Origin of the sequence: Streptomyces abikoensis, from assembly GCF_014648775.1 — a bacterium.
In the GTDB taxonomy this organism is placed as follows: domain Bacteria; phylum Actinomycetota; class Actinomycetes; order Streptomycetales; family Streptomycetaceae; genus Streptomyces; species Streptomyces abikoensis.
This window is the reverse complement of the sequence record NZ_BMRT01000001.1, coordinates 1,587,364-1,606,033: the sequence shown is the minus strand read 5'-3', so window position 1 is coordinate 1,606,033 and position 18,670 is coordinate 1,587,364. Positions and strand designations below refer to the sequence as shown.

The window sequence follows — 18,670 nt, the reverse complement described above, 5'->3', positions numbered from 1 at the left end:
GCCTTTCAGCGCCGATGGTACTGCAGGGGGGACCCTGTGGGAGAGTAGGACGCCGCCGAACTATTATTCAAAAAAGCTCTGATGTGTGGACTTCGGTTCACGCGTCAGAGCTTTTTTGTTTTCACCGGGTTCACCTGCCGTGGGCAGCATCCCCGGCATGCGGACTGAAGAGAAGCTCGTCGCCGCAGGTGTCCGTGCGGGGAGCGAGGTCGTCGTTCCTTCCTTCGCGACCGCCGGGGCCGCCGTGGCCGTCCGGAACGTAGGGGCCCTCCCCGTCTTCGCCGACATCGATCCCACCACCTACTGCCTCGACCCGGCCGCCGTGGCCGGCGCCCTGACGCCGCGTACCGCCGCCGTCGTGCCCGTCCCCCTCTTCGGCCACCCGGCCGATCTGAGCGGCTTGCGCCAGGTGGCCGCTGACAGGGCCGTGCCCGTCGTCGAACACGACGAGTGCGCCCCCGACTTCCCGGACGTCACCCGCCGCCGCTCCAACGCCGCCTATCTCGTCGCCCGTCTCTCCGGAGTGGTGACCCCCACAGCCGCCCCCGGCATCGAGCACCGCTACGACTCCTACGTCGTTCGTGTCCTCGGCAACGGCCGGCCCGACCGGGACGCGTTCGCACGGGCGTTGCGGGCCCGTGGCGTCCGGTGCCACGTGCCCGTACAGACGCCCGTGCACCGGTTGCCGTCCTTTGTTCGACCGGCGCGGGAGTGGTGGCTTCCGGAGACGGAACGGGCCGCCGACGAATGTCTGGCCCTGCCCATCGACGGAGTGTCGTCGCGCCGGGAACTGCAGCGGCTCGTATCGGCCTGCAACGCGCTCGGCGGGCTGCTTCCCGCCGCTGCCTGAGCACCGCCGCCCGGTGGCCAAAAGCCAGTGCGAACGTGGGGTATGCTTTATCTCGTCGACAGCGACAAGCCCCAATAGCTCAGTCGGCAGAGCGTCTCCATGGTAAGGAGAAGGTCAACGGTTCGATTCCGTTTTGGGGCTCTGGAAAGAAGGCCCCCGCCGAATGGCGGGGGCCTTCTTCATTTCTCAGTCCTGACGCTCCGGCACCCGCATGGCCAGGATGGCCATGTCGTCCGAGGCGGGCTCGGCGGCGAAGCGTTCCACCGCGCGGAGGACGCGCGCCGCGACCGCGCCCGCCGTCAGGCCCGTACAGGTCGTCAGAACGTCCGTCAGGCCGTCGTCGCCGAGCATGCGCGTGCCCTCGCGGCGCTCGGTCACGCCGTCCGTGACGCACAGCAGGACGTCGCCCGGGTCGAGGGTGACGGTCTGCTCGTACAGCTCCAGGTCCTCCATGACGCCCAGCAGCGGCTGCGGGTCCGCCGCGGGCTCCACGGTGCCGTCCTGGCGCAGGCGCAGCGGCAGGGGGTGGCCGGCGCAGACGACCTTGAGGAGGGCGCTGCCGTCCGGCTGCGGGCGCAGCTCTCCGTAGAGGAGGGTGAGGAAGCGGCTGCGGGCGCCCTCGTCGAGGATGGCGGCGTTGAGGCGCTGGAGGACGGCGGGGCCGCCGAAGCCCTCGCGGGCGAGCAGGCGCAGGGCGTGCCGGGCGAGGCCGGTGACGGCCGCCGCCTCCGGGCCCGTGCCGCAGACGTCGCCGATGGCGAAGCCGTAGGCGCCGTCGCGGATGGGGAAGACGTCGTAGAAGTCGCCGCCGACCTCGTTGCCCTCGCCGGCCGCGCGGTAGATGACCTCGACCTCCACGCCGGGGACGTCCGGGAGCTCGGGCGGCAGGAGGCTGCGCTGGAGGCTCTGGCTGATGGCGGTGCGCTCGCTGTAGAGGCGGGCGTTGTCGAGGGCGAGGGCGGCTCGGCGGGAGAGATCCTCGGCGAGTTCGAGGATCTCCTGGCGGAAGTGGTCGTCGCTGGGCTTGCCGAGGGTGAGCATGCCGATGACGCGGTTGCGGGCGACGAGCGGCAGGACCACGGTCTCGCCGCCGACGGCGGCAGCCGTGGCGAGGGAGGGGCCGGGGGCCGGGATGTCCCCCTTGGCGTCGGCGAGGCCGAAGCTGCGCAGGGAGGTGCGCAGGGCGGCGGCGTGGGCGGCCTCGGTGGGGGCCGTCCAGACGCGGGCGCCGGGGGTGGGGACCGGGTCGGGCGGGGCGACCTTGGACAGCAGGGCCTTGAGGCCGTCGATGCGGTCCTCGTCCTCGTGGAGGACGTAGGAGAGCTCGGGGTCCGAGCTCTGGTCGGCGATCGTGTAGACGGCGCACCAGGTGGCCAGGGTGGGGACGGTCATCTGGGCCATCAGGGCCAGGGTCTGGTCGCGGTCGAGGGTGCCGGCGAGGAGGTCGGAGGCCTCGACGAGGAAGGAGAGCGAGCCGCGGCGCAGCCGTTCCAGCTCGCCGAGGCGGGCGGACTCCACGGCGAGGGCGATGCGGTCGGCGGCGAACTGGAGGCGCAGCGCCTCCTCGTTGCCGTAGCGGCGGGGGGACTCGGCGGCGACGCCGAGGGAGCCGGTGAGGCGGCCCTCGACCTTGAGGGGGACGGTGACGACGGAGCGCATGCCGGTGTCGGCGAGCAGGGGGACGGCGCCGGGGACGGCGCTGAGGTCGTCGTGGACGGCGGGCATCCGGGCGGAGCCGTAGCGTCCGGTGCCGGCCTCGACGGGGACGCGGGCGAATCGCTGGCGGGCGGAGGGCAGGCCGGTGGAGGCGCGGACCTCCAGTTCCGTCTCGTCGTCGGTGGCCAGCAGCAGGTAGGCGGAGTCTCCGTCGAGCATGTCGCGGGCGCGTTCGACGGTGCGCTGGAGGAGGCCGTCGAGGTCGTCGGGGGCGGGGGAGCCGATGAAGACCTCGAACGGGTCCGTGGCGGCGCCGCGCTCGTTGGTGGCCGGGTCGGCGGCGGTGGTGCGCGGCGGGGTCTGGAGGACGGCGCGCTCGTCGTCGCGGACGAGCAGGCAGACGGTGGAGGGGGCGCCGGCGGTGTCGCGGACGCGGAGGTGGGAGGCGTAGACGGGGACGATGCGGCCGTCGGCGCCCCTTATGCCGTAGGAGCCCTCCCAGCGGGAGAGGCGCAGGGCCTCCTCGATGCCGGTGGAGGTGCCGGGGGTGTGGGGCCAGGCGGCGAGGTCGGTGAGGGGCTTGCCGATGACCTGTTTGGCGGTGAAGCCGAAGAGGTCGTGGGCGTCGTCGTTCCAGGCGTTGACGGCGCCGTGGCGGTCGATCTGGATGACGGCGACGCGGACGCGGGCGTCGGCGACGGGCAGGGCCTCGGCGGGGAGGGCGGGGCCGGCGGAGCGGGTGCCGGCCGGGCGGTCGGGCAGGTCGATGCGGAACCAGACGGTCTTGCGGGTGGGGCTGTACTCGACGCCCCAGCGGGAGGCCAGGGAGGCGCACAGCAGCAGTCCGCGGCCGCCTTCGCGGTCGAGGCCGCCCAGGGGCTGGCCGGGGCTCTGTACGGGCAGCTCGCGCTCGGGGTAGCGGTCGGCGACCTCGACGCGCACGCCCGTGGTCATGCGGACGCACAGCACCTCGGCGGCGGTGCCCGCGTGGACGACGGCGTTGGTGACCAGCTCGCTGGTGAGGACGACGGCGTCGTCGATGACGTCGAGGAAGCCCCAGCCCTGGAGGGTGTCCCGGACGAAGGCACGGGCGGCCGCTACCGAGCGTCCTACCGGCTCGAAGGTGGCGGCAGCCCGCGCGGTGATCACAGGTCTCCTCATCAATGTCTCGGCGATCTGCTCACCCATGTGCAGCGCCCCTCCTTGCCCGGCCGGATGCCAGGTTACTTACCTCCGCCGTGTGCGCGGATGCCGGTGCACAGGGATTCCACACTTGGGGGTGCCGGTGGACCGTGTGCGATGCTGCCGATGGTTATGGCCTGGTTGGGCCGGGGTGAAACACTGGGACAGCTCGAAGCGGAAGCCCGACGAGGATGATCGAACCTGCGGGAGGGACGACGGTGGAGTCTGGCGCGACGGCGCGGGCCGCAAGCACGCGCGCGAAGGGCGGACGGGCCCGGCCCAACGGGACGATCGAGGTGGACGCCGCTGCCCTGCACCGTCTGCTGTCGGCCCTGGAGGCCATGCGGGACGGGAATTTCCGCAAGCGGCTGACGGTGCCCGGGGACGGGGTGATGGCCGAGGTCGCCGCCGTGTTCAACGAGGTCGCGGACCGTAATCTGCAGCTCACGGGTGAGCTGAACCGGGTGCGGCGGGTCGTCGGCCGTGAGGGGAAGCTCACGGAGCGGCTGGAGCTCGGCGCCTGCGAGGGGTCCTGGGCGGCGGCGATCGACGCCTGCAACGCCCTGGTGGACGATCTGGCGCGGCCGGTGTCCGAGGTGGGCCGGGTGCTGTCGGCGGTGGCCGAGGGCGATCTGGAGCAGCGGATGGACCTGCGCTCCCAGGGAGCGGACGGTTCCGCGGCACACCCGCTGCGTGGCGAGTTCCTGAAGGTCGGGCGCACGGTCAACGGGCTGGTCGACCAGTTGTCGGCGTTCACCGACGAGGTGACGCGCGTGGCGAGCGAGGTCGGCACGGAGGGCAAGCTCGGCGGGCAGGCCCGGGTGCGCGGTATGTCGGGTTCGTGGAAGGACCTGACGGACTCCGTCAACACGATGGCGTCCCGGTTGACCGCTCAGGTGCGTGATATCGCTCTCGTGACGACGGCGGTCGCGAAGGGCGATCTCTCCCGGAAGGTCACGGTGCACGTGGCCGGGGAGATGCTGGAGCTGAAGAACACCGTCAACACGATGGTGGACCAGCTGTCGTCCTTCGCCTCCGAGGTCACGCGCGTGGCCCGTGAGGTGGGTACGGAGGGCGAGCTGGGCGGCCAGGCGCAGGTGCCGGGAGTGGCGGGCGTCTGGAAGGACCTGACGGACTCGGTCAATCTGATGGCCGGCAATCTGACGGCCCAGGTGCGCGGGATCGCGCAGGTGACGACGGCGGTCGCGAACGGCGACCTGTCGCAGAAGGTCACGGTGAGCGCGCGCGGCGAGATCGCGCAGCTGGCCGAGACGATCAACCAGATGACGGAGACGCTGCGCACGTTCGCCGACGAGGTGACGCGGGTGGCCAACGAGGTCGGTGCCGAGGGCCGGCTGGGTGGTCAGGCTCAGGTGCCGGGTGCGGCGGGTACGTGGAAGGACCTCACCGATTCGGTGAACACCGCGTTCCGCAACCTCACCGGCCAGGTCCGGGACATCGCGCAGGTGACGACGGCGGTGGCGAACGGCGATCTGGGCCAGAAGGTCACCGTGGACGTCTCCGGCGAGATGCTGGAGTTGAAGAACACCGTCAACGGGATGGTGGACCAGCTGCAGTCCTTCGGCGCCGAAGTGACGCGGGTGGCGCGGGAGATCGGCGTCGAGGGCGAGCTCGGCGGCCAGGCGGCGGTGCCGGGTGCGGCGGGTACGTGGAAGGACCTCACCGATTCGGTGAACACCGCCTTCCGCAACCTCACCGGCCAGGTGCGCAACATCGCGCAGGTGACCACGGCGGTCGCCAACGGCGACCTGTCGCAGAAGGTCACAGTGGACGTCTCCGGGGAGATGCTCCAGCTGAAGAACACCGTCAACGGCATGGTGGACCAACTGTCGTCCTTCGCCGACCAGGTGACGCGGATGGCGCGGGACGTGGGCACGGAGGGCCGGCTCGGCGGTCAGGCGCGGGTGCCGGGCGTCAGCGGCACCTGGAAGGAGCTGACCGACTCGGTCAACTTCATGGCGGGCAACCTCACCTCGCAGGTGCGGCAGATCGCCCAGGTGACGACGGCGGTGGCGCGCGGTGACCTGTCGCAGAAGGTCGACGTGGACGCGCGCGGCGAGATCCTGGAGCTGAAGAACACCATCAACACGATGGTCGATCAGCTCTCGGCCTTCGCCGAGCAGGTGACCCGGGTGGCCCGTGAGGTGGGTACGGACGGGCGGCTGGGCGGTCAGGCGCAGGTGCCGGGAGTGGCGGGCGTCTGGCGTGACCTCACCGACTCGGTGAACGGCATGGCGGAGAACCTGACCGCGCAGGTCCGCAATATCGCGCAGGTCGCGACGGCGGTGGCGCGCGGCGACCTCTCGCAGAAGATCGACGTGGACGCCCGGGGCGAGATCCTGGAGCTGAAGAACACCCTCAACACGATGGTGGACCAGTTGTCCTCGTTCGCCGAGCAGGTCACACGGGTGGCCCGTGAGGTGGGCACCGAGGGCATCCTGGGCGGCCAGGCGGAGGTGCAGGGCGTCTCGGGCACCTGGAAGGACCTCACGCAGTCGGTCAACTTCATGGCCAACAATCTGACGTCCCAGGTGCGCAACATCGCCGAGGTGACCACGGCGGTCGCCAAGGGCGATCTGTCGAAGAAGATCACGGTCGACGCCAAGGGCGAGATCCTGGAGCTCGTCACCACGGTGAACACCATGGTCGACCAGCTGTCGGACTTCGCCGAGCAGGTCACGCGCGTGGCCCGTGAGGTGGGCACCGAGGGGCAGCTGGGCGGTCAGGCGCGGGTGCGGGACGTCACCGGCATCTGGAAGGACCTCACCGACAACGTCAACCTGATGGCCAACAACCTGACCATCCAGGTGCGCAACATCTCACAGGTCGCGGGCGCGGTCGCCAACGGCGACCTGACCAAGAAGATCACCGTCGAGGCGCGCGGCGAGGTGGCACAGCTGGCCGACACCGTCAACACGATGGTGACGACGCTGTCGTCGTTCGCGGACGAGGTCACGCGCGTGGCCCGCGAGGTGGGCACCGACGGCATCCTGGGCGGCCAGGCGCGCGTCCCGGGCGTCAGCGGCACCTGGAAGGACCTCACCGAGTCGGTGAACTCGATGGCGTCCAACCTGACCGGCCAGGTCCGCAACATCGCGATGGTGACCACCGCCATCGCGCAGGGCGATCTCACCAAGAAGATCGACATCGATGCGCGCGGTGAGATCCTCCAGCTGAAGACGACCATCAACACGATGGTCGACCAGCTGTCGTCCTTCGCCGACCAGGTGACCCGCGTGGCCCGTGAGGTGGGTACCGAGGGTCAGCTCGGGGGTCAGGCTCGGGTGCGTGACGTGGACGGCACGTGGCGCGACCTCACAGAGTCGGTGAACGAGATGGCGGGCAATCTGACCCGGCAGGTACGGGCCATCGCCGAGGTCGCCACCGCGGTGACCCGCGGCGACCTCAACCTCAAGATCGATGTCGATGCGGCCGGCGAGATCCTGGAGCTCCAGGACAACATCAACACGATGATCGCCAATCTCCGCGAGACCACCCTGGCCAACAAGGAGCAGGACTGGCTCAAGGGCAACCTCGCCCGGATCTCCGGCCTGATGCAGGGCCGCCGCGATCTGGAGGACGTCGCCGGGCTCATCATGAGCGAGCTGACGCCCGTCGTCTCCGCGCAGCACGGCGCGTTCTTCCTGGCGATGCCGACGGAACCGCACGAGGGCGAGAGCGGCGCGGACGCCTACGAGCTGCGGATGCTCGGCTCGTACGGCTACTCGATGGGGTCGATGCCCACGTCGTTCCTGCCGGGCGAGTCGCTGATCGGCACGGCGGCCAAGGAGAAGCGCACGATCCTGGTGGAGAACGTGCCGCCGGGCTATCTGAAGATCGCCTCCGGGCTGGGCGAGGCGCCCCCGGCGCATGTGATCGTGCTGCCGGTGCTCTTCGAGGGCCAGGTCCTCGGTGTGATCGAGCTGGCGTCCTTCCAGCCGTTCGCGCAGATCCAGAAGGACTTCCTCAGCCAGATCGCCGAGATGATCGGCACCAGCGTCAACACCATCAGCGTCAACACCAAGACCGAGGTGCTGCTCAAGCAGTCGCAGGAGCTCACCGAGCAACTGCGCGAGCGGTCGGCGGAGCTGGAGAACCGGCAGAAGGCGCTGGAGATCTCCAATGCCGAGCTGGAGGAGAAGTCCGAGCGGCTGGCGCGGCAGAACCGCGACATCGAGGTGAAGAACACCGAGATCGAGGAGGCCCGGCAGGTGCTGGAGGAGCGGGCCGAGCAGCTCGCGGTCTCCATGCGCTACAAGTCGGAGTTCCTCGCCAACATGTCGCACGAGCTGCGCACGCCGCTCAACTCGCTGCTGATCCTGGCGAAGTTGCTCGCCGACAACGCCGAGGGCAATCTCTCGCCGAAGCAGGTCGAGTTCGCCGACACGATCCACGGGGCGGGCTCGGACCTGCTCCAGCTGATCAACGACATCCTGGACCTGTCGAAGGTCGAGGCGGGCAAGATGGACGTCAGCCCGTCGCGGATCGCACTCGTCCAGCTCGTCGACTACGTGGAGGCGACCTTCCGGCCGCTGACGGCGGAGAAGGGCCTGGACTTCTCCGTGCGGGTCTCGCCGGAGCTGCCGACCACGCTCCACACCGACGAGCAGCGGCTGCTCCAGGTGCTGCGCAACCTGCTGTCGAACGCGGTGAAGTTCACCGACACCGGCGCCGTCGAGCTGGTGATCCGCCCGGCCGGCGCGGAGGTCCCGGACAGCATCCGGGAACAGCTGCTGGAGGCCGGCTCGCTGCGGGACGCCGACGCGGAGATGATCGCCTTCTCGGTCACCGACACGGGCATCGGCATCGCGCAGAGCAAGATGCGCGTGATCTTCGAGGCGTTCAAACAGGCCGACGGCACGACGAGCCGCAAGTACGGCGGCACGGGCCTGGGCCTGTCCATCAGCCGGGAGATCGCCCGGCTGCTCGGCGGGGAGATCGACGCGGCGAGCGAGCCCGGCCGGGGCTCGACCTTCACCCTCTACCTGCCGCTCAACCCCGGCGAGCTGCCGCCCCAGGGCTATCCGCAGCCGGGCGTGGAGGGCGTCGGGGGCGCCGGGCAGGAGACGCCCGGGGCCGGGCACGGCGGGCCGGAGGGCGACGCCTCGCCCGCCCGGCAGGCCGCGGGGCTCTTCCTGCGCCGCCGTCGCGCGGCCCAGGCCGCCGGGCGGGCGGCCGCCCCGGCCCGGGACGGGCAGGGCGACGGGGCGGTGCCGGGCGCGCGGCTGCCCGGTGCGCCGTCCCCGGAGCCCTCGGCGCCGGGCTGGCCGCAGCCGGCCGCCTTCGGCGGCGGGATGACGCACGGCGGCTTCGGCACCGACGCGGGCAACGGCTACGGAGGCGGTTTCAGCGGCGGGTTCAACGGCGAGAAGGTGCTGATCGTCGACGACGACATCCGCAATGTGTTCGCCCTCACCAGCGTGCTGGAGCAGCACGGCCTGTCGGTGCTCTACGCGGAGAACGGCCGCGAGGGGATCGAGGTGCTGGAACAGCACGACGACGTCGTGGTGGTCCTGATGGACATCATGATGCCGGAGATGGACGGCTACGCCACGACGGCGGCGATCCGCAGGATGCCGCAGTTCGCGGGGCTGCCCATCATCGCGCTGACGGCGAAGGCCATGAAGGGCGACCGGGAGAAGAGCATCGACGCCGGAGCGTCCGACTATGTCACGAAACCTGTGGATACTGACCATCTCCTCACGGTGATGGAGCAGTGGATGCGCGCAGAGTGACGGAATCTCGTTCACTCTTTGACAATTCGCTGACTCAGTGTGGCCGAAGGCGTGTGGGGGCGCGGTATTCGGGGAACCTTCTGGTCCCCCACCGCGTTTCTGCTACGTGCACAGTGACATCGCGGTGACAGGGTGTGGCGACGGGCGGGGTGCGGCTACCATGACCGGCACAAGGACGGGCGGCGCTAGGGAGTCGTCCCCCGGGGCGGCGCCCGGTGCTTCCCCCGGCTCCGCGAGCCGGGGAGACCCCAAGCCGGGACGAGGAGGACGGGGCATGGTGCAGAAGGCCAAGATCCTCCTGGTCGATGACCGGCCGGAGAATCTGCTGGCGCTGGAGGCCATTCTCTCCGCGCTCGATCAGACGCTGGTACGGGCATCGTCAGGGGAGGAAGCGCTCAAGGCGCTGCTGACGGACGACTTCGCGGTGATCCTGCTGGACGTGCAGATGCCCGGCATGGACGGCTTCGAGACCGCGGCGCACATCAAGCGGCGGGAGCGCACGCGGGACATCCCGATCATCTTCCTCACCGCCATCAACCACGGCCCCCACCACACCTTCCGGGGCTACGCGGCGGGCGCGGTCGACTACATCTCCAAGCCCTTCGACCCGTGGGTGCTGCGCGCCAAGGTCTCGGTCTTCGTCGAGCTGTACATGAAGAACTGCCAGCTGCGCGAGCAGGCCAGCCTGTTGCGCCTCCAGCTGGAGAGCGGCGGCCACTCCGGCCGCACCGGAGTGCTCGAGCCCCAGGAGCCCGCCGGGCTGCTCGCCGAGCTCTCGGCGCGGCTCGCCGCCGTCGAGGAGCAGGCCGAGGCGCTCTCCAAACAGCTGGACGAGTCCGCCGACGCGGCCGCCGTCGCCACCGCCGCCCACCTGGAGCGCAAGCTCACCGGACTGCGGCGCGCCCTGGACGCGCTGGAGCCCGGAGCCGGCAGCGGCGCCAGCCCCGTCCCCTCGCAGAGCTGACCGCACCCTCGCCGCGACGCCGCTCCGGGGAGGTGTCGCCCGAGGTTTGACGCTGCGTCACCCGCGTCACTACGGCCCGTCGACACGAACGGGTGAACGCCCGGCCGCACGTGTACCGCGCGGCCGACACCGGTAATCTCGGCACCATGGCCTCACGTACGTCCGGCAAGGGTTCCCAGAGCACGGCGGGCACCTCCAAGCAGCGCGCCGGGCGCGCAGGGGCCCCTGCCAAGAAGACCGCCGCGAAGAAGTCCCCGGCCCGGCCCGCGAGCCGGCCGCCCGCGCGCAAGGCACCGGCCAAGAAGGCCGCCGCCAAGCGCCCGCCGGGCGGCGCCCGCAAGGTCGGCCGCGGCCTCGCGCACGGCGCCGGCACCGTCTTCCGCGGCGTCGGCCGGGGCGCCAGGGGCCTCGACCCCGCCCACCGCAAGGACGGGCTGGCGCTGCTCCTCCTCGCCTTCGCCCTCATCGTGGCCGTCGGCACCTGGTCCAGCCTCGACGGCCCCGTGGGCGACCTCATCCGCCTGTTCGTCACCGGCGCCTTCGGCCGCCTGGACCTCGTCGTACCGATACTCCTCGCCGTCATAGCGCTCCGGCTCTTCCGCCACCCCGAGCGACCCGAGGCCAACGGACGGATCGTCATCGGCCTGACGGCACTGGTCCTCGGCATCCTCGGCCAGGTCCACGTGGCCTGCGGATCGCCCGGCCGGGGCTCCGGCTGGCAGGCCGTGCGCGACGCCGGAGGCATGATCGGCTGGGTCGCCTCCAAGCCCCTGCTCTTCACGGTCGGCGAGATGCTCGCCGTACCGCTGCTCGCGCTCCTCACCGTCTTCGGGCTGCTCGTGGTCACGGCCACCCCGGTCAACGCCATCCCACGCCGGCTGAGGGAGCTCGGCATACGGCTCGGGGTCATCGAGCCGCACCCGGGGGAGTACGGGCACGAGGCCGTCGCCGGATACGCCGACCACGACGAATACGACGACGAGTGGCGCGCCGCGCCCGCCCGGCGCCCCCGCCGCACCGCCGCCCCCGCCGGCCCCGAGCAGGCCGAGGAGGAGGCGCTCGAACGGCGTCGCAAGCCCCGCCGCGCCGCCGTGGCACCCCCGGGGGACCGGGAACCGGACGCCGTGGACCTCGCCGCGGCGGCCGCCGCCTCCCTGGACGGGGCCGTGCTCCACGGCGTCCCGCCGACCCCGCTCGTCGCCGACCTCAGCAGCGCCGTCTCCGGTGCCACCACGGACGGCGGACGGGCCGGGAGCGGGCGCGCCGCCGGGCGGAAGAAGCCCGCCGCGGACGAGACCGCCGACCACGCCACGAGCCGCCCGCCCGTACCGGCCAGCGTCCCCGACCTCACCAAGCCCGCCCCCGAGCCCGTGCCCGGCGGCCTGCCCGCGCGCGCCGAGCAGCTCCAGCTCGCTGGTGACATCACCTACGCGCTGCCCTCGCTCGGCCTGCTGGAGCGCGGCGGCCCGGGCAAGACCCGCAGCGCCGCGAACGACGCCATAGTGGCCTCGCTGACCAACGTCTTCGCGGAGTTCAAGGTCGACGCGGCCGTCACCGGCTTCACCCGGGGCCCGACGGTCACCCGCTACGAGGTCGAGCTGGGCCCGGCCGTCAAGGTCGAGCGGATCACCGCCCTCACCAAGAACATCGCCTACGCCGTCGCCAGCCCCGACGTGCGCATCATCAGCCCCATCCCGGGCAAGTCCGCGGTCGGCATCGAGATCCCCAACAGCGACCGCGAGATGGTCAACCTCGGGGACGTCCTGCGGCTGGCGGACGCCGCCGGCGACGACCACCCGATGCTCGTCGCGCTGGGCAAGAACGTCGAGGGCGGCTACGAGATGGCCAACCTCGCGAAGATGCCGCACATCCTGGTCGCCGGCGCCACCGGCTCCGGAAAGTCGTCCTGCATCAACTGCCTGATCACCTCGATCATGGTCCGGGCCACCCCCGAGGACGTCCGGATGGTGCTGGTCGACCCCAAGCGCGTCGAACTGACGGCCTACGAGGGCATCCCCCACCTGATCACCCCGATCATCACCAACCCCAAGCGGGCCGCCGAGGCCCTCCAGTGGGTCGTGCGCGAGATGGACCTGCGCTACGACGACCTGGCCGCCTACGGCTTCCGGCACATCGACGACTTCAACGCCGCCGTGCGCGCCGGAAAGGTCACCCCGCCGCAGGGCAGCGAGCGGGAGCTGTCGCCCTACCCGTATCTGCTGGTGATCGTCGACGAGCTCGCGGACCTGATGATGGTGGCCCCGCGCGACGTCGAGGACTCCATCGTCCGGATCACCCAGCTCGCGCGCGCCGCCGGCATCCATCTGGTGCTGGCCACCCAGCGGCCCTCCGTCGACGTCGTCACCGGCCTCATCAAGGCCAACGTGCCCTCACGGCTCGCCTTCGCCACCTCCTCCCTCGCCGACAGCCGCGTCATCCTCGACCAGCCGGGCGCCGAGAAACTGATCGGCAAGGGCGACGGCCTCTTCCTGCCCATGGGGGCCAACAAGCCCATCCGGATGCAGGGCGCCTTCGTCACGGAGGGCGAGGTCGCCGCGATCGTCCAGCACTGCAAGGACCAGATGGCACCGGTCTTCCGCGACGACGTCACGGTCGGCACATCCAGGAAGAAGGAGATCGACGAGGACATCGGCGACGACCTCGACCTGCTGTGCCAGGCCGCCGAACTGGTCGTCTCCACCCAGTTCGGCTCGACCTCGATGCTCCAGCGGAAATTGCGTGTGGGATTCGCCAAGGCGGGCAGACTGATGGACCTGATGGAATCGCGCAACATCGTGGGCCCCAGCGAGGGCTCCAAGGCGCGTGACGTGCTGGTGAAGCCCGATGAGCTGGACGGTGTGCTCGCGATCATCCGAGGAGAGGACCAGGCGTAGCGGCCCGGCAGCGGCAGCTGGAAAAGATCCCTGGTCCACCGTTTCTCTCGGGCTCGAGCGGAGTTGAGCGAGGGGGGAGGGGCGATGTGCCACCGTCGTGATCACAGAGCCTTCTGATGGCCTACAAAGTCCGGCTTCCCGCTTGCCCGACCGTTTCGCATGCCCCCTAGACTGAATCTCCAGCAGGTGGCTGCACGCTCGAAAGGCGCCCACGTGTCCATCGGCAACTCTTCAGAGGACGACCGGATCCCCGGCTCCGAGGAGGACCGGCAGGAGGACCGGCCCTCCGTCGGACGAATCCTTCAGCAAGCCCGTATCAGTGCCGGACTGACCGTGGACGAGGTCAGTTCCACCACCCGTGTACGCGTGCCGATCGTCCACGCGATCGAACAGGACGACTTCACCCGCTGCGGCGGCCGGGTCTACGCCCGGGGGCACATCCGCACCCTGGCGCGCGCCGTCGGCCTGGACCCGGTGCCGCTCGTCACGCAGTACGACGCCGAGCACGGCGGGCGCCCCGCGCCGACCCCGGCGGCCCCGCTCTTCGACGCCGAGCGCATCCGGCCCGAACCCCGGCGGCCCAACTGGACCGCGGCGATGGTCGCCGCGATCGTCGCGGTCGTCGGCTTCGTGGGCTTCACGCTCTTCAACGGCGGGGCCAAGAGCGGCCCCGTCTCCGCCGACCCCGCCTCCGGCAAGCCGTCCACGGCGTCCAGCGCCAAGGCCGTCCCCGGCAAGGGCAGGACGGACCCCAAGGCCGAGCCCAAGGCCGGCCCCAAGGGCGAGGCCTCGGCCAGCGCCATCGCCGGCGTCCCCGGCAACAAGGTCACCGTCAAGCTCACCGCCGAGAACGGCCAGACCTGGATGTCCGCCAAGGACGGCGACGGCAAGCTCCTGGAGGAGGGCGTCCTCGCCCGGGGCGCGTCCAAGACCTTCACCGACAACAAGCGCATCGACCTGGTCCTGGGCAACGCCGGAGCCGTGCAACTGTTCGTGAACGGCAAAGAGGTCAAGAACCTGGGCGCCGACGGCCAGGTCCAGCGCCTGAGCTACACCCGGGGCGACCCTTCGGCGGGCTGACCTGCGGCGGAACCCGCCAGAGCGGCCGCCGCGACGGGCGCGAGGAGTCTGTGGGTGATCAGGCTCTCCGCGCCCGTCGGCCACTCGGCAGCGGATGCGGCGCCGGGACAAAGTAGGCTGAGCCCTATGCCCGAACGCCGTACCGTCGCTCTTGTCACACTTGGCTGCGCCCGTAACGAGGTGGACTCGGAGGAGCTGGCAGGCCGCTTGGCGGCGGATGGCTGGGACCTCGTCGAGGACGCCGCCGACGCCGATGTGGCCGTCGTCAACACCTGCGGCTTCGTCGACGCCGCCAAGAAGGATTCCGTCGACGCCCTCCTGGAGGCCAACGACCTCAAGGAGCACGGCCGCACCCAGGCCGTCGTGGCCGTCGGCTGCATGGCCGAGCGCTACGGCAAGGACCTCGCCGAGGCGCTCCCCGAGGCCGACGGCGTGCTCGGCTTCGACGACTACGCCGACATCTCCGACCGGCTCCAGACCATCCTCTCCGGTGGCATCCACGCCGCCCACACCCCGCGCGACCGCCGCAAGCTGCTGCCGATCAGTCCCGCCGAGCGCCAGGAGGCGGCCGGTGTCGCCCTCCCCGGCCACGCGCAGGACACTCCTCCGGAGGACCTGCCCGAGGGCGTGGCCCCGGCCTCCGGGCCGCGCGCCCCGCTGCGCCGCAGGCTGGACAACAACCCCGTCGCCTCCGTGAAGCTCGCCTCCGGCTGCGACCGGCGCTGCTCCTTCTGCGCGATCCCCTCCTTCCGCGGCTCCTTCATCTCCCGACGTCCCTCCGACGTGCTCGGTGAGGCGCGCTGGCTGGCCGAGCAGGGCGTGAAGGAGATCATGCTGGTCTCCGAGAACAACACCTCCTACGGCAAGGACCTCGGCGACATCCGGCTGCTGGAGACGCTGCTGCCGGAGCTGGCGGCGCTGGACGGCCTGGAGCGGATCCGGGTCAGCTACCTCCAGCCGGCCGAGATGCGGCCCGGCCTGATCGACGTGCTGACCTCGACGGAGAAGATCGCCCCCTACTTCGACCTCTCCTTCCAGCACTCGGCCCCGAAGGTGCTGCGGGCCATGCGCCGCTTCGGCGACACCGACCGCTTCCTGGAGCTGCTCGACACCATCCGCGGCAAGGCGCCGCAGGCGGGTGCCCGTTCCAACTTCATCGTCGGCTTCCCCGGGGAGACCGAGGAGGACGTGGCCGAGCTGGAGCGCTTCCTGGTGGGGGCCCGACTGGACGCCATCGGCGTCTTCGGGTACTCCGACGAGGACGGCACCGAGGCCGCCACGTACGAGAACAAGCTCGACCCCGAGATCGTCGCCGAGCGGCTGGAGCGGGTCTCCCGGCTGGCCGAGGAGCTGACCGCGCAGCGCGCGGAGGAGCGCATCGGTGAGACGATCGAAGTACTCGTCGACCGCGTGGACGACGAGGACGGAGTGATCGGCCGGGCGGCCCACCAGGCGCCGGAGACCGACGGCCAGGTGCTGCTCGGCACGGACCACCGGCTGGAGCCCGGCCGGATGGTCACGGCGAAGGTCGTGGCGAGCGAGGGCGTGGACCTCGTCGCCGAACCGCTCGGGATCGAGGGCGGGTGTACCGAGGAGGCGGGCAGATGAGCGGACTCCCGGCCTCCGCCACAGGAGGTCCGGCCCCGGCGAAGGGTGTCCGGCCCGCCGGGTTGTGGAACATCGCCAACATCCTCACCATGGTGCGGCTGCTCCTTGTGCCCGGATTCGTCTTGTTGATGATGCACAACGGCGGCTATGACGAGGCCTGGCGCTCCTTCGCCTGGGCGGCGTTCGCGATCGCCATGATCACCGATCTCTTCGACGGTCATCTCGCGCGGACGTACAACCTGGTCACCGACTTCGGCAAGATCGCCGATCCCATCGCCGACAAGGCGATCATGGGTGCCGCCCTGATCTGTCTCTCCGCCCTGGACGACCTGCCCTGGTGGGTGACGGGCGTGATCCTCTTCCGCGAGATCGGCATCACGCTGATGCGGTTCTGGGTCATCCGGCTCGGGGTCATCCCGGCCAGCCGGGGCGGGAAGATGAAGACGCTCGCGCAGGGCGTGGGCGTGGGCATGTACATCCTGCCGCTGGTCGGCCCGCTGGCGACCTTGCGCTTCTGGGTGATGGCGGTCGCGGTGGTGTTGACCGTCTCCACCGGCCTCGAGTACATCGGCCAGGCGTTCCGGCTGCGGCGGGCCGCGCGTCGGCGGGAGTCCGCACGATGAGCGGCCAGGGGGGCGGGCCGGCCGCGGCGGCGCTCGCGGCGCTGGAGGCACGTGGCCACAGCCTGGCCGTCGCCGAGTCGCTCACGGGCGGGCTGGTCGCGGCGGAACTGACCGCCGTGCCGGGCGCCTCCCGCACGGTACGGGGCTCGGTCACGGCCTACGCCACCGACGTCAAGCGCGACGTCCTGGGCGTGGACGGGCCGTTGCTCGCGGCGCGCGGCGCCGTCGACGCCGACGTGGCACGGCAGATGGCGCACGGCGTCCGGGCCGTGCTGGGCGCGGACTGGGGGCTCGCCACCACGGGGGTGGCCGGGCCCGAACCGCAGGACGGCAAGGCCGTCGGCACGGTCTTCGTGGCCGTCGAGGGACCGGACGGCACCGCCGCCGTACGGGAGCTGTCCCTGGACGGCGACCGGGCGGGAATCCGGGCCGAAAGCGTACGGGCGGTCCTCGCGCTGCTCGTTCGCGAACTGGCGGGGAACGCGGGGGCAAAGGATACGGAACACAACGGGGGGAATTGATGTTTGCAGCCCTGAGTGAACACGACATAGCTCCCCGCACGGCCGCACCCCGAGGCGGTACGGTGGGGCGTGAAGGAACCGGATTCGCGGTCCAAGGAGGGAGCCACCGATGATTCTGCTCCGTCGCCTGCTGGGTGACGTGCTGCGTCGGCAGCGCCAACGCCAGGGCCGCACTCTGCGCGAGGTCTCCTCGTCCGCCCGGGTCTCGCTCGGATATCTCTCCGAGGTCGAGCGCGGGCAGAAAGAGGCGTCCTCCGAGCTTCTCTCCGCAATCTGCGACGCTCTGGACGTTCGGATGTCAGAGGTCATGCGCGAGGTGAGCGACGAACTGTCGCTGGCCGAGCTGGCGCAGTCGGCGGCGGCGAGCGAGCCGGTACCCGCGCCGATGCGGCCGATGTTCAATTCGGTGTCCGTGACGTCCGTGACGGGCGTTCCGGGGGAGCGCGTGACCATCAAGGCCCCGGCGGAAGCCGTGGACGTGGTCGCCGCCTGACCCGGCCTGAGACGGTCCGGAGGACAACCGTTTCCCAGAAAGATCCCGGTCGGATGATCTGACCGGGATCTCCGCGTTCTGCGGGCTTCCCCCGCCCCTGGTGCAATGGTGAGGAGAGCGGAGGAACCGGAGCGATCCGGTCACTCTCCGCACCCTTCCCTGGAGCAGTCTGTGAAGCACTCTGTGGAGCAGGAGGAACGCGGATGTCTGTGGTGAAGAGCCCGCTGTCCGAACCGGACCGCAAGACCGTCGGAGACGCCCTCCAGGGCGCGCTCGTGGACCTCGTCGACCTCTCCCTCGTCGCCAAGCAGGTCCACTGGAACGTGATCGGCCCGCGCTTCCGCTCCATCCACCTCCAGCTCGACGAGGTCGTGGCCAGCGCCCGCACCCACGCGGACACGGTCGCCGAACGGGCCTCGGCGCTCGGCGTCTCCCCGGACGGCCGGGCCGAGACCGTCGCCAGGACCAGCGGCATCGGCACGATCGGCAGCGGCTGGACCAAGGACACCGATGCCGTGCGGACGCTGGTCGAGGCGCTCGGCGCCGTGATCACGCGGATGCGCGAACGCGTCCAGGCGACGGCCGACCCGGACCCCGTCACCCAGGACCTCCTCATCGGCCTGACGGGCGACCTGGAGAAGCACCACTGGATGTTCCAGGCCGAGAACGCCTGAAGCACGCCATGGTCCGGGGTGACGAGCCCGGGCGCCCACCGCCGCTGGGGCCGCTCGGCTGGGTGGTGGGAAGCCTCCTGACCGGCGTGTGGTGCTGGGCCGTCCTCCGGCTGCTGCTCCACCCGGGCCGGGCCGGATTCGTGGAGGGGCTGGTCGCGGCCGGGGGATGGGGGCTGAGCCTGCTGCCGGTGCACTGCACGCCCCGGGGCCGGGGGGACGGCGGGGAGACGGGGGAGGCCGGTGGGGCCGTCCTGCGGGCGCTGCGGCGGTGGTGGCGCGGAGGGGCACGGCACTGAGCGGCAGCCTGTCCAGGGCCGTGGCTTGTACCCCGGTGGTGTCGGTTCACCCATTCGGATGAGTGGGCGGGGG

12 protein-coding genes and 1 tRNA gene are annotated in these 18,670 nt (G+C 71.1%); 12 read left to right on the top strand and 1 reads right to left on the bottom strand.

Translation table 11 applies throughout. The annotated features are described in order from the left end of the window. Nucleotides 1-157 precede the first annotated feature (157 nt). Together IE096_RS06935 and IE096_RS06930 are read left to right on the top strand one after the other, a co-directional pair. Nucleotides 158-850 carry a DegT/DnrJ/EryC1/StrS family aminotransferase gene (locus IE096_RS06935; protein WP_189449401.1) on the top strand — a complete coding sequence of 231 codons (693 nt, stop codon included), beginning with the start codon at nucleotides 158-160 and terminating at the stop codon, nucleotides 848-850. A gap of 68 nt (nucleotides 851-918) precedes the next feature. Further along, nucleotides 919-991, top strand: a tRNA-Thr gene (locus tag IE096_RS06930). A gap of 45 nt (nucleotides 992-1,036) precedes the next feature. On the opposite strand, the gene IE096_RS06925 is transcribed toward IE096_RS06930, so the two are convergent. Next, nucleotides 1,037-3,694 (bottom strand): SpoIIE family protein phosphatase, encoded by a 2,658-nt coding sequence (locus tag IE096_RS06925; protein ID WP_189449398.1) that lies wholly within the window; start codon nucleotides 3,692-3,694, stop codon nucleotides 1,037-1,039. A gap of 212 nt (nucleotides 3,695-3,906) precedes the next feature. Between IE096_RS06925 and IE096_RS06920 the strand changes: the two genes are divergently transcribed. From IE096_RS06920 to IE096_RS06875, 10 genes are all read left to right on the top strand, one after another. Then, nucleotides 3,907-9,444, top strand: coding sequence for a HAMP domain-containing protein (locus IE096_RS06920; protein WP_189449395.1), 5,538 nt, complete (start codon nucleotides 3,907-3,909; stop codon nucleotides 9,442-9,444). Nucleotides 9,445-9,718: 274 nt separating this feature from the next. Then, on the top strand, nucleotides 9,719-10,408 hold the full coding sequence (locus IE096_RS06915; protein WP_189449393.1) for a response regulator: 690 nt from the start codon (nucleotides 9,719-9,721) through the stop codon (nucleotides 10,406-10,408). A gap of 146 nt (nucleotides 10,409-10,554) precedes the next feature. Beyond that, nucleotides 10,555-13,302 carry an FtsK/SpoIIIE family DNA translocase gene (locus IE096_RS06910; protein WP_189449390.1) on the top strand — a complete coding sequence of 916 codons (2,748 nt, stop codon included), beginning with the start codon at nucleotides 10,555-10,557 and terminating at the stop codon, nucleotides 13,300-13,302. A gap of 213 nt (nucleotides 13,303-13,515) precedes the next feature. Then, nucleotides 13,516-14,382 carry a helix-turn-helix domain-containing protein gene (locus IE096_RS06905; protein WP_373298032.1) on the top strand — a complete coding sequence of 289 codons (867 nt, stop codon included), beginning with the start codon at nucleotides 13,516-13,518 and terminating at the stop codon, nucleotides 14,380-14,382. Nucleotides 14,383-14,508: 126 nt separating this feature from the next. Next, on the top strand, nucleotides 14,509-15,990 hold the full coding sequence (gene rimO, locus IE096_RS06900; RefSeq protein WP_189449386.1) for a 30S ribosomal protein S12 methylthiotransferase RimO: 1,482 nt from the start codon (nucleotides 14,509-14,511) through the stop codon (nucleotides 15,988-15,990). Beyond that, nucleotides 15,987-16,613 carry a CDP-diacylglycerol--glycerol-3-phosphate 3-phosphatidyltransferase gene (pgsA, locus tag IE096_RS06895; protein WP_189449379.1) on the top strand — a complete coding sequence of 209 codons (627 nt, stop codon included), beginning with the start codon at nucleotides 15,987-15,989 and terminating at the stop codon, nucleotides 16,611-16,613. Before rimO ends, pgsA begins: the two co-directional genes overlap by 4 nt. Continuing rightward, on the top strand, nucleotides 16,610-17,134 hold the full coding sequence (locus tag IE096_RS06890) for a CinA family protein (RefSeq protein WP_189449377.1): 525 nt from the start codon (nucleotides 16,610-16,612) through the stop codon (nucleotides 17,132-17,134). The genes pgsA and IE096_RS06890 overlap by 4 nt, the downstream gene beginning before the upstream one ends. Before the next feature lie 109 nt (nucleotides 17,135-17,243). Beyond that, nucleotides 17,244-17,627 (top strand): helix-turn-helix domain-containing protein, encoded by a 384-nt coding sequence (locus IE096_RS06885; RefSeq protein WP_086566431.1) that lies wholly within the window; start codon nucleotides 17,244-17,246, stop codon nucleotides 17,625-17,627. A 203-nt stretch (nucleotides 17,628-17,830) separates the two neighbouring features. Then, nucleotides 17,831-18,301 (top strand): Dps family protein, encoded by a 471-nt coding sequence (locus IE096_RS06880; RefSeq protein WP_189449369.1) that lies wholly within the window; start codon nucleotides 17,831-17,833, stop codon nucleotides 18,299-18,301. 8 nt (nucleotides 18,302-18,309) lie between these two features. Next, nucleotides 18,310-18,597 carry a hypothetical protein gene (locus IE096_RS06875; protein WP_229819965.1) on the top strand — a complete coding sequence of 96 codons (288 nt, stop codon included), beginning with the start codon at nucleotides 18,310-18,312 and terminating at the stop codon, nucleotides 18,595-18,597. Nucleotides 18,598-18,670: the final 73 nt, after the last annotated feature.

Bases quoted from the DNA above. Each gene is read 5' to 3' on its own strand.
- IE096_RS06935 (WP_189449401.1), top strand. From the start codon at position 158: ATGCGGACTGAAGAGAAGCTCGTCGCCGCAGGTGTCCGTGCGGGGAGC.
- IE096_RS06925 (WP_189449398.1), bottom strand. From the start codon at position 3,694: ATGGGTGAGCAGATCGCCGAGACATTGATGAGGAGACCTGTGATCACC.
- IE096_RS06915 (WP_189449393.1), top strand. From the start codon at position 9,719: ATGGTGCAGAAGGCCAAGATCCTCCTGGTCGATGACCGGCCGGAGAAT.
- IE096_RS06910 (WP_189449390.1), top strand. From the start codon at position 10,555: ATGGCCTCACGTACGTCCGGCAAGGGTTCCCAGAGCACGGCGGGCACC.
- rimO (WP_189449386.1), top strand. From the start codon at position 14,509: ATGCCCGAACGCCGTACCGTCGCTCTTGTCACACTTGGCTGCGCCCGT.
- pgsA (WP_189449379.1), top strand. From the start codon at position 15,987: ATGAGCGGACTCCCGGCCTCCGCCACAGGAGGTCCGGCCCCGGCGAAG.
- IE096_RS06890 (WP_189449377.1), top strand. From the start codon at position 16,610: ATGAGCGGCCAGGGGGGCGGGCCGGCCGCGGCGGCGCTCGCGGCGCTG.
- IE096_RS06885 (WP_086566431.1), top strand. From the start codon at position 17,244: ATGATTCTGCTCCGTCGCCTGCTGGGTGACGTGCTGCGTCGGCAGCGC.
- IE096_RS06880 (WP_189449369.1), top strand. From the start codon at position 17,831: ATGTCTGTGGTGAAGAGCCCGCTGTCCGAACCGGACCGCAAGACCGTC.
- IE096_RS06875 (WP_229819965.1), top strand. From the start codon at position 18,310: ATGGTCCGGGGTGACGAGCCCGGGCGCCCACCGCCGCTGGGGCCGCTC.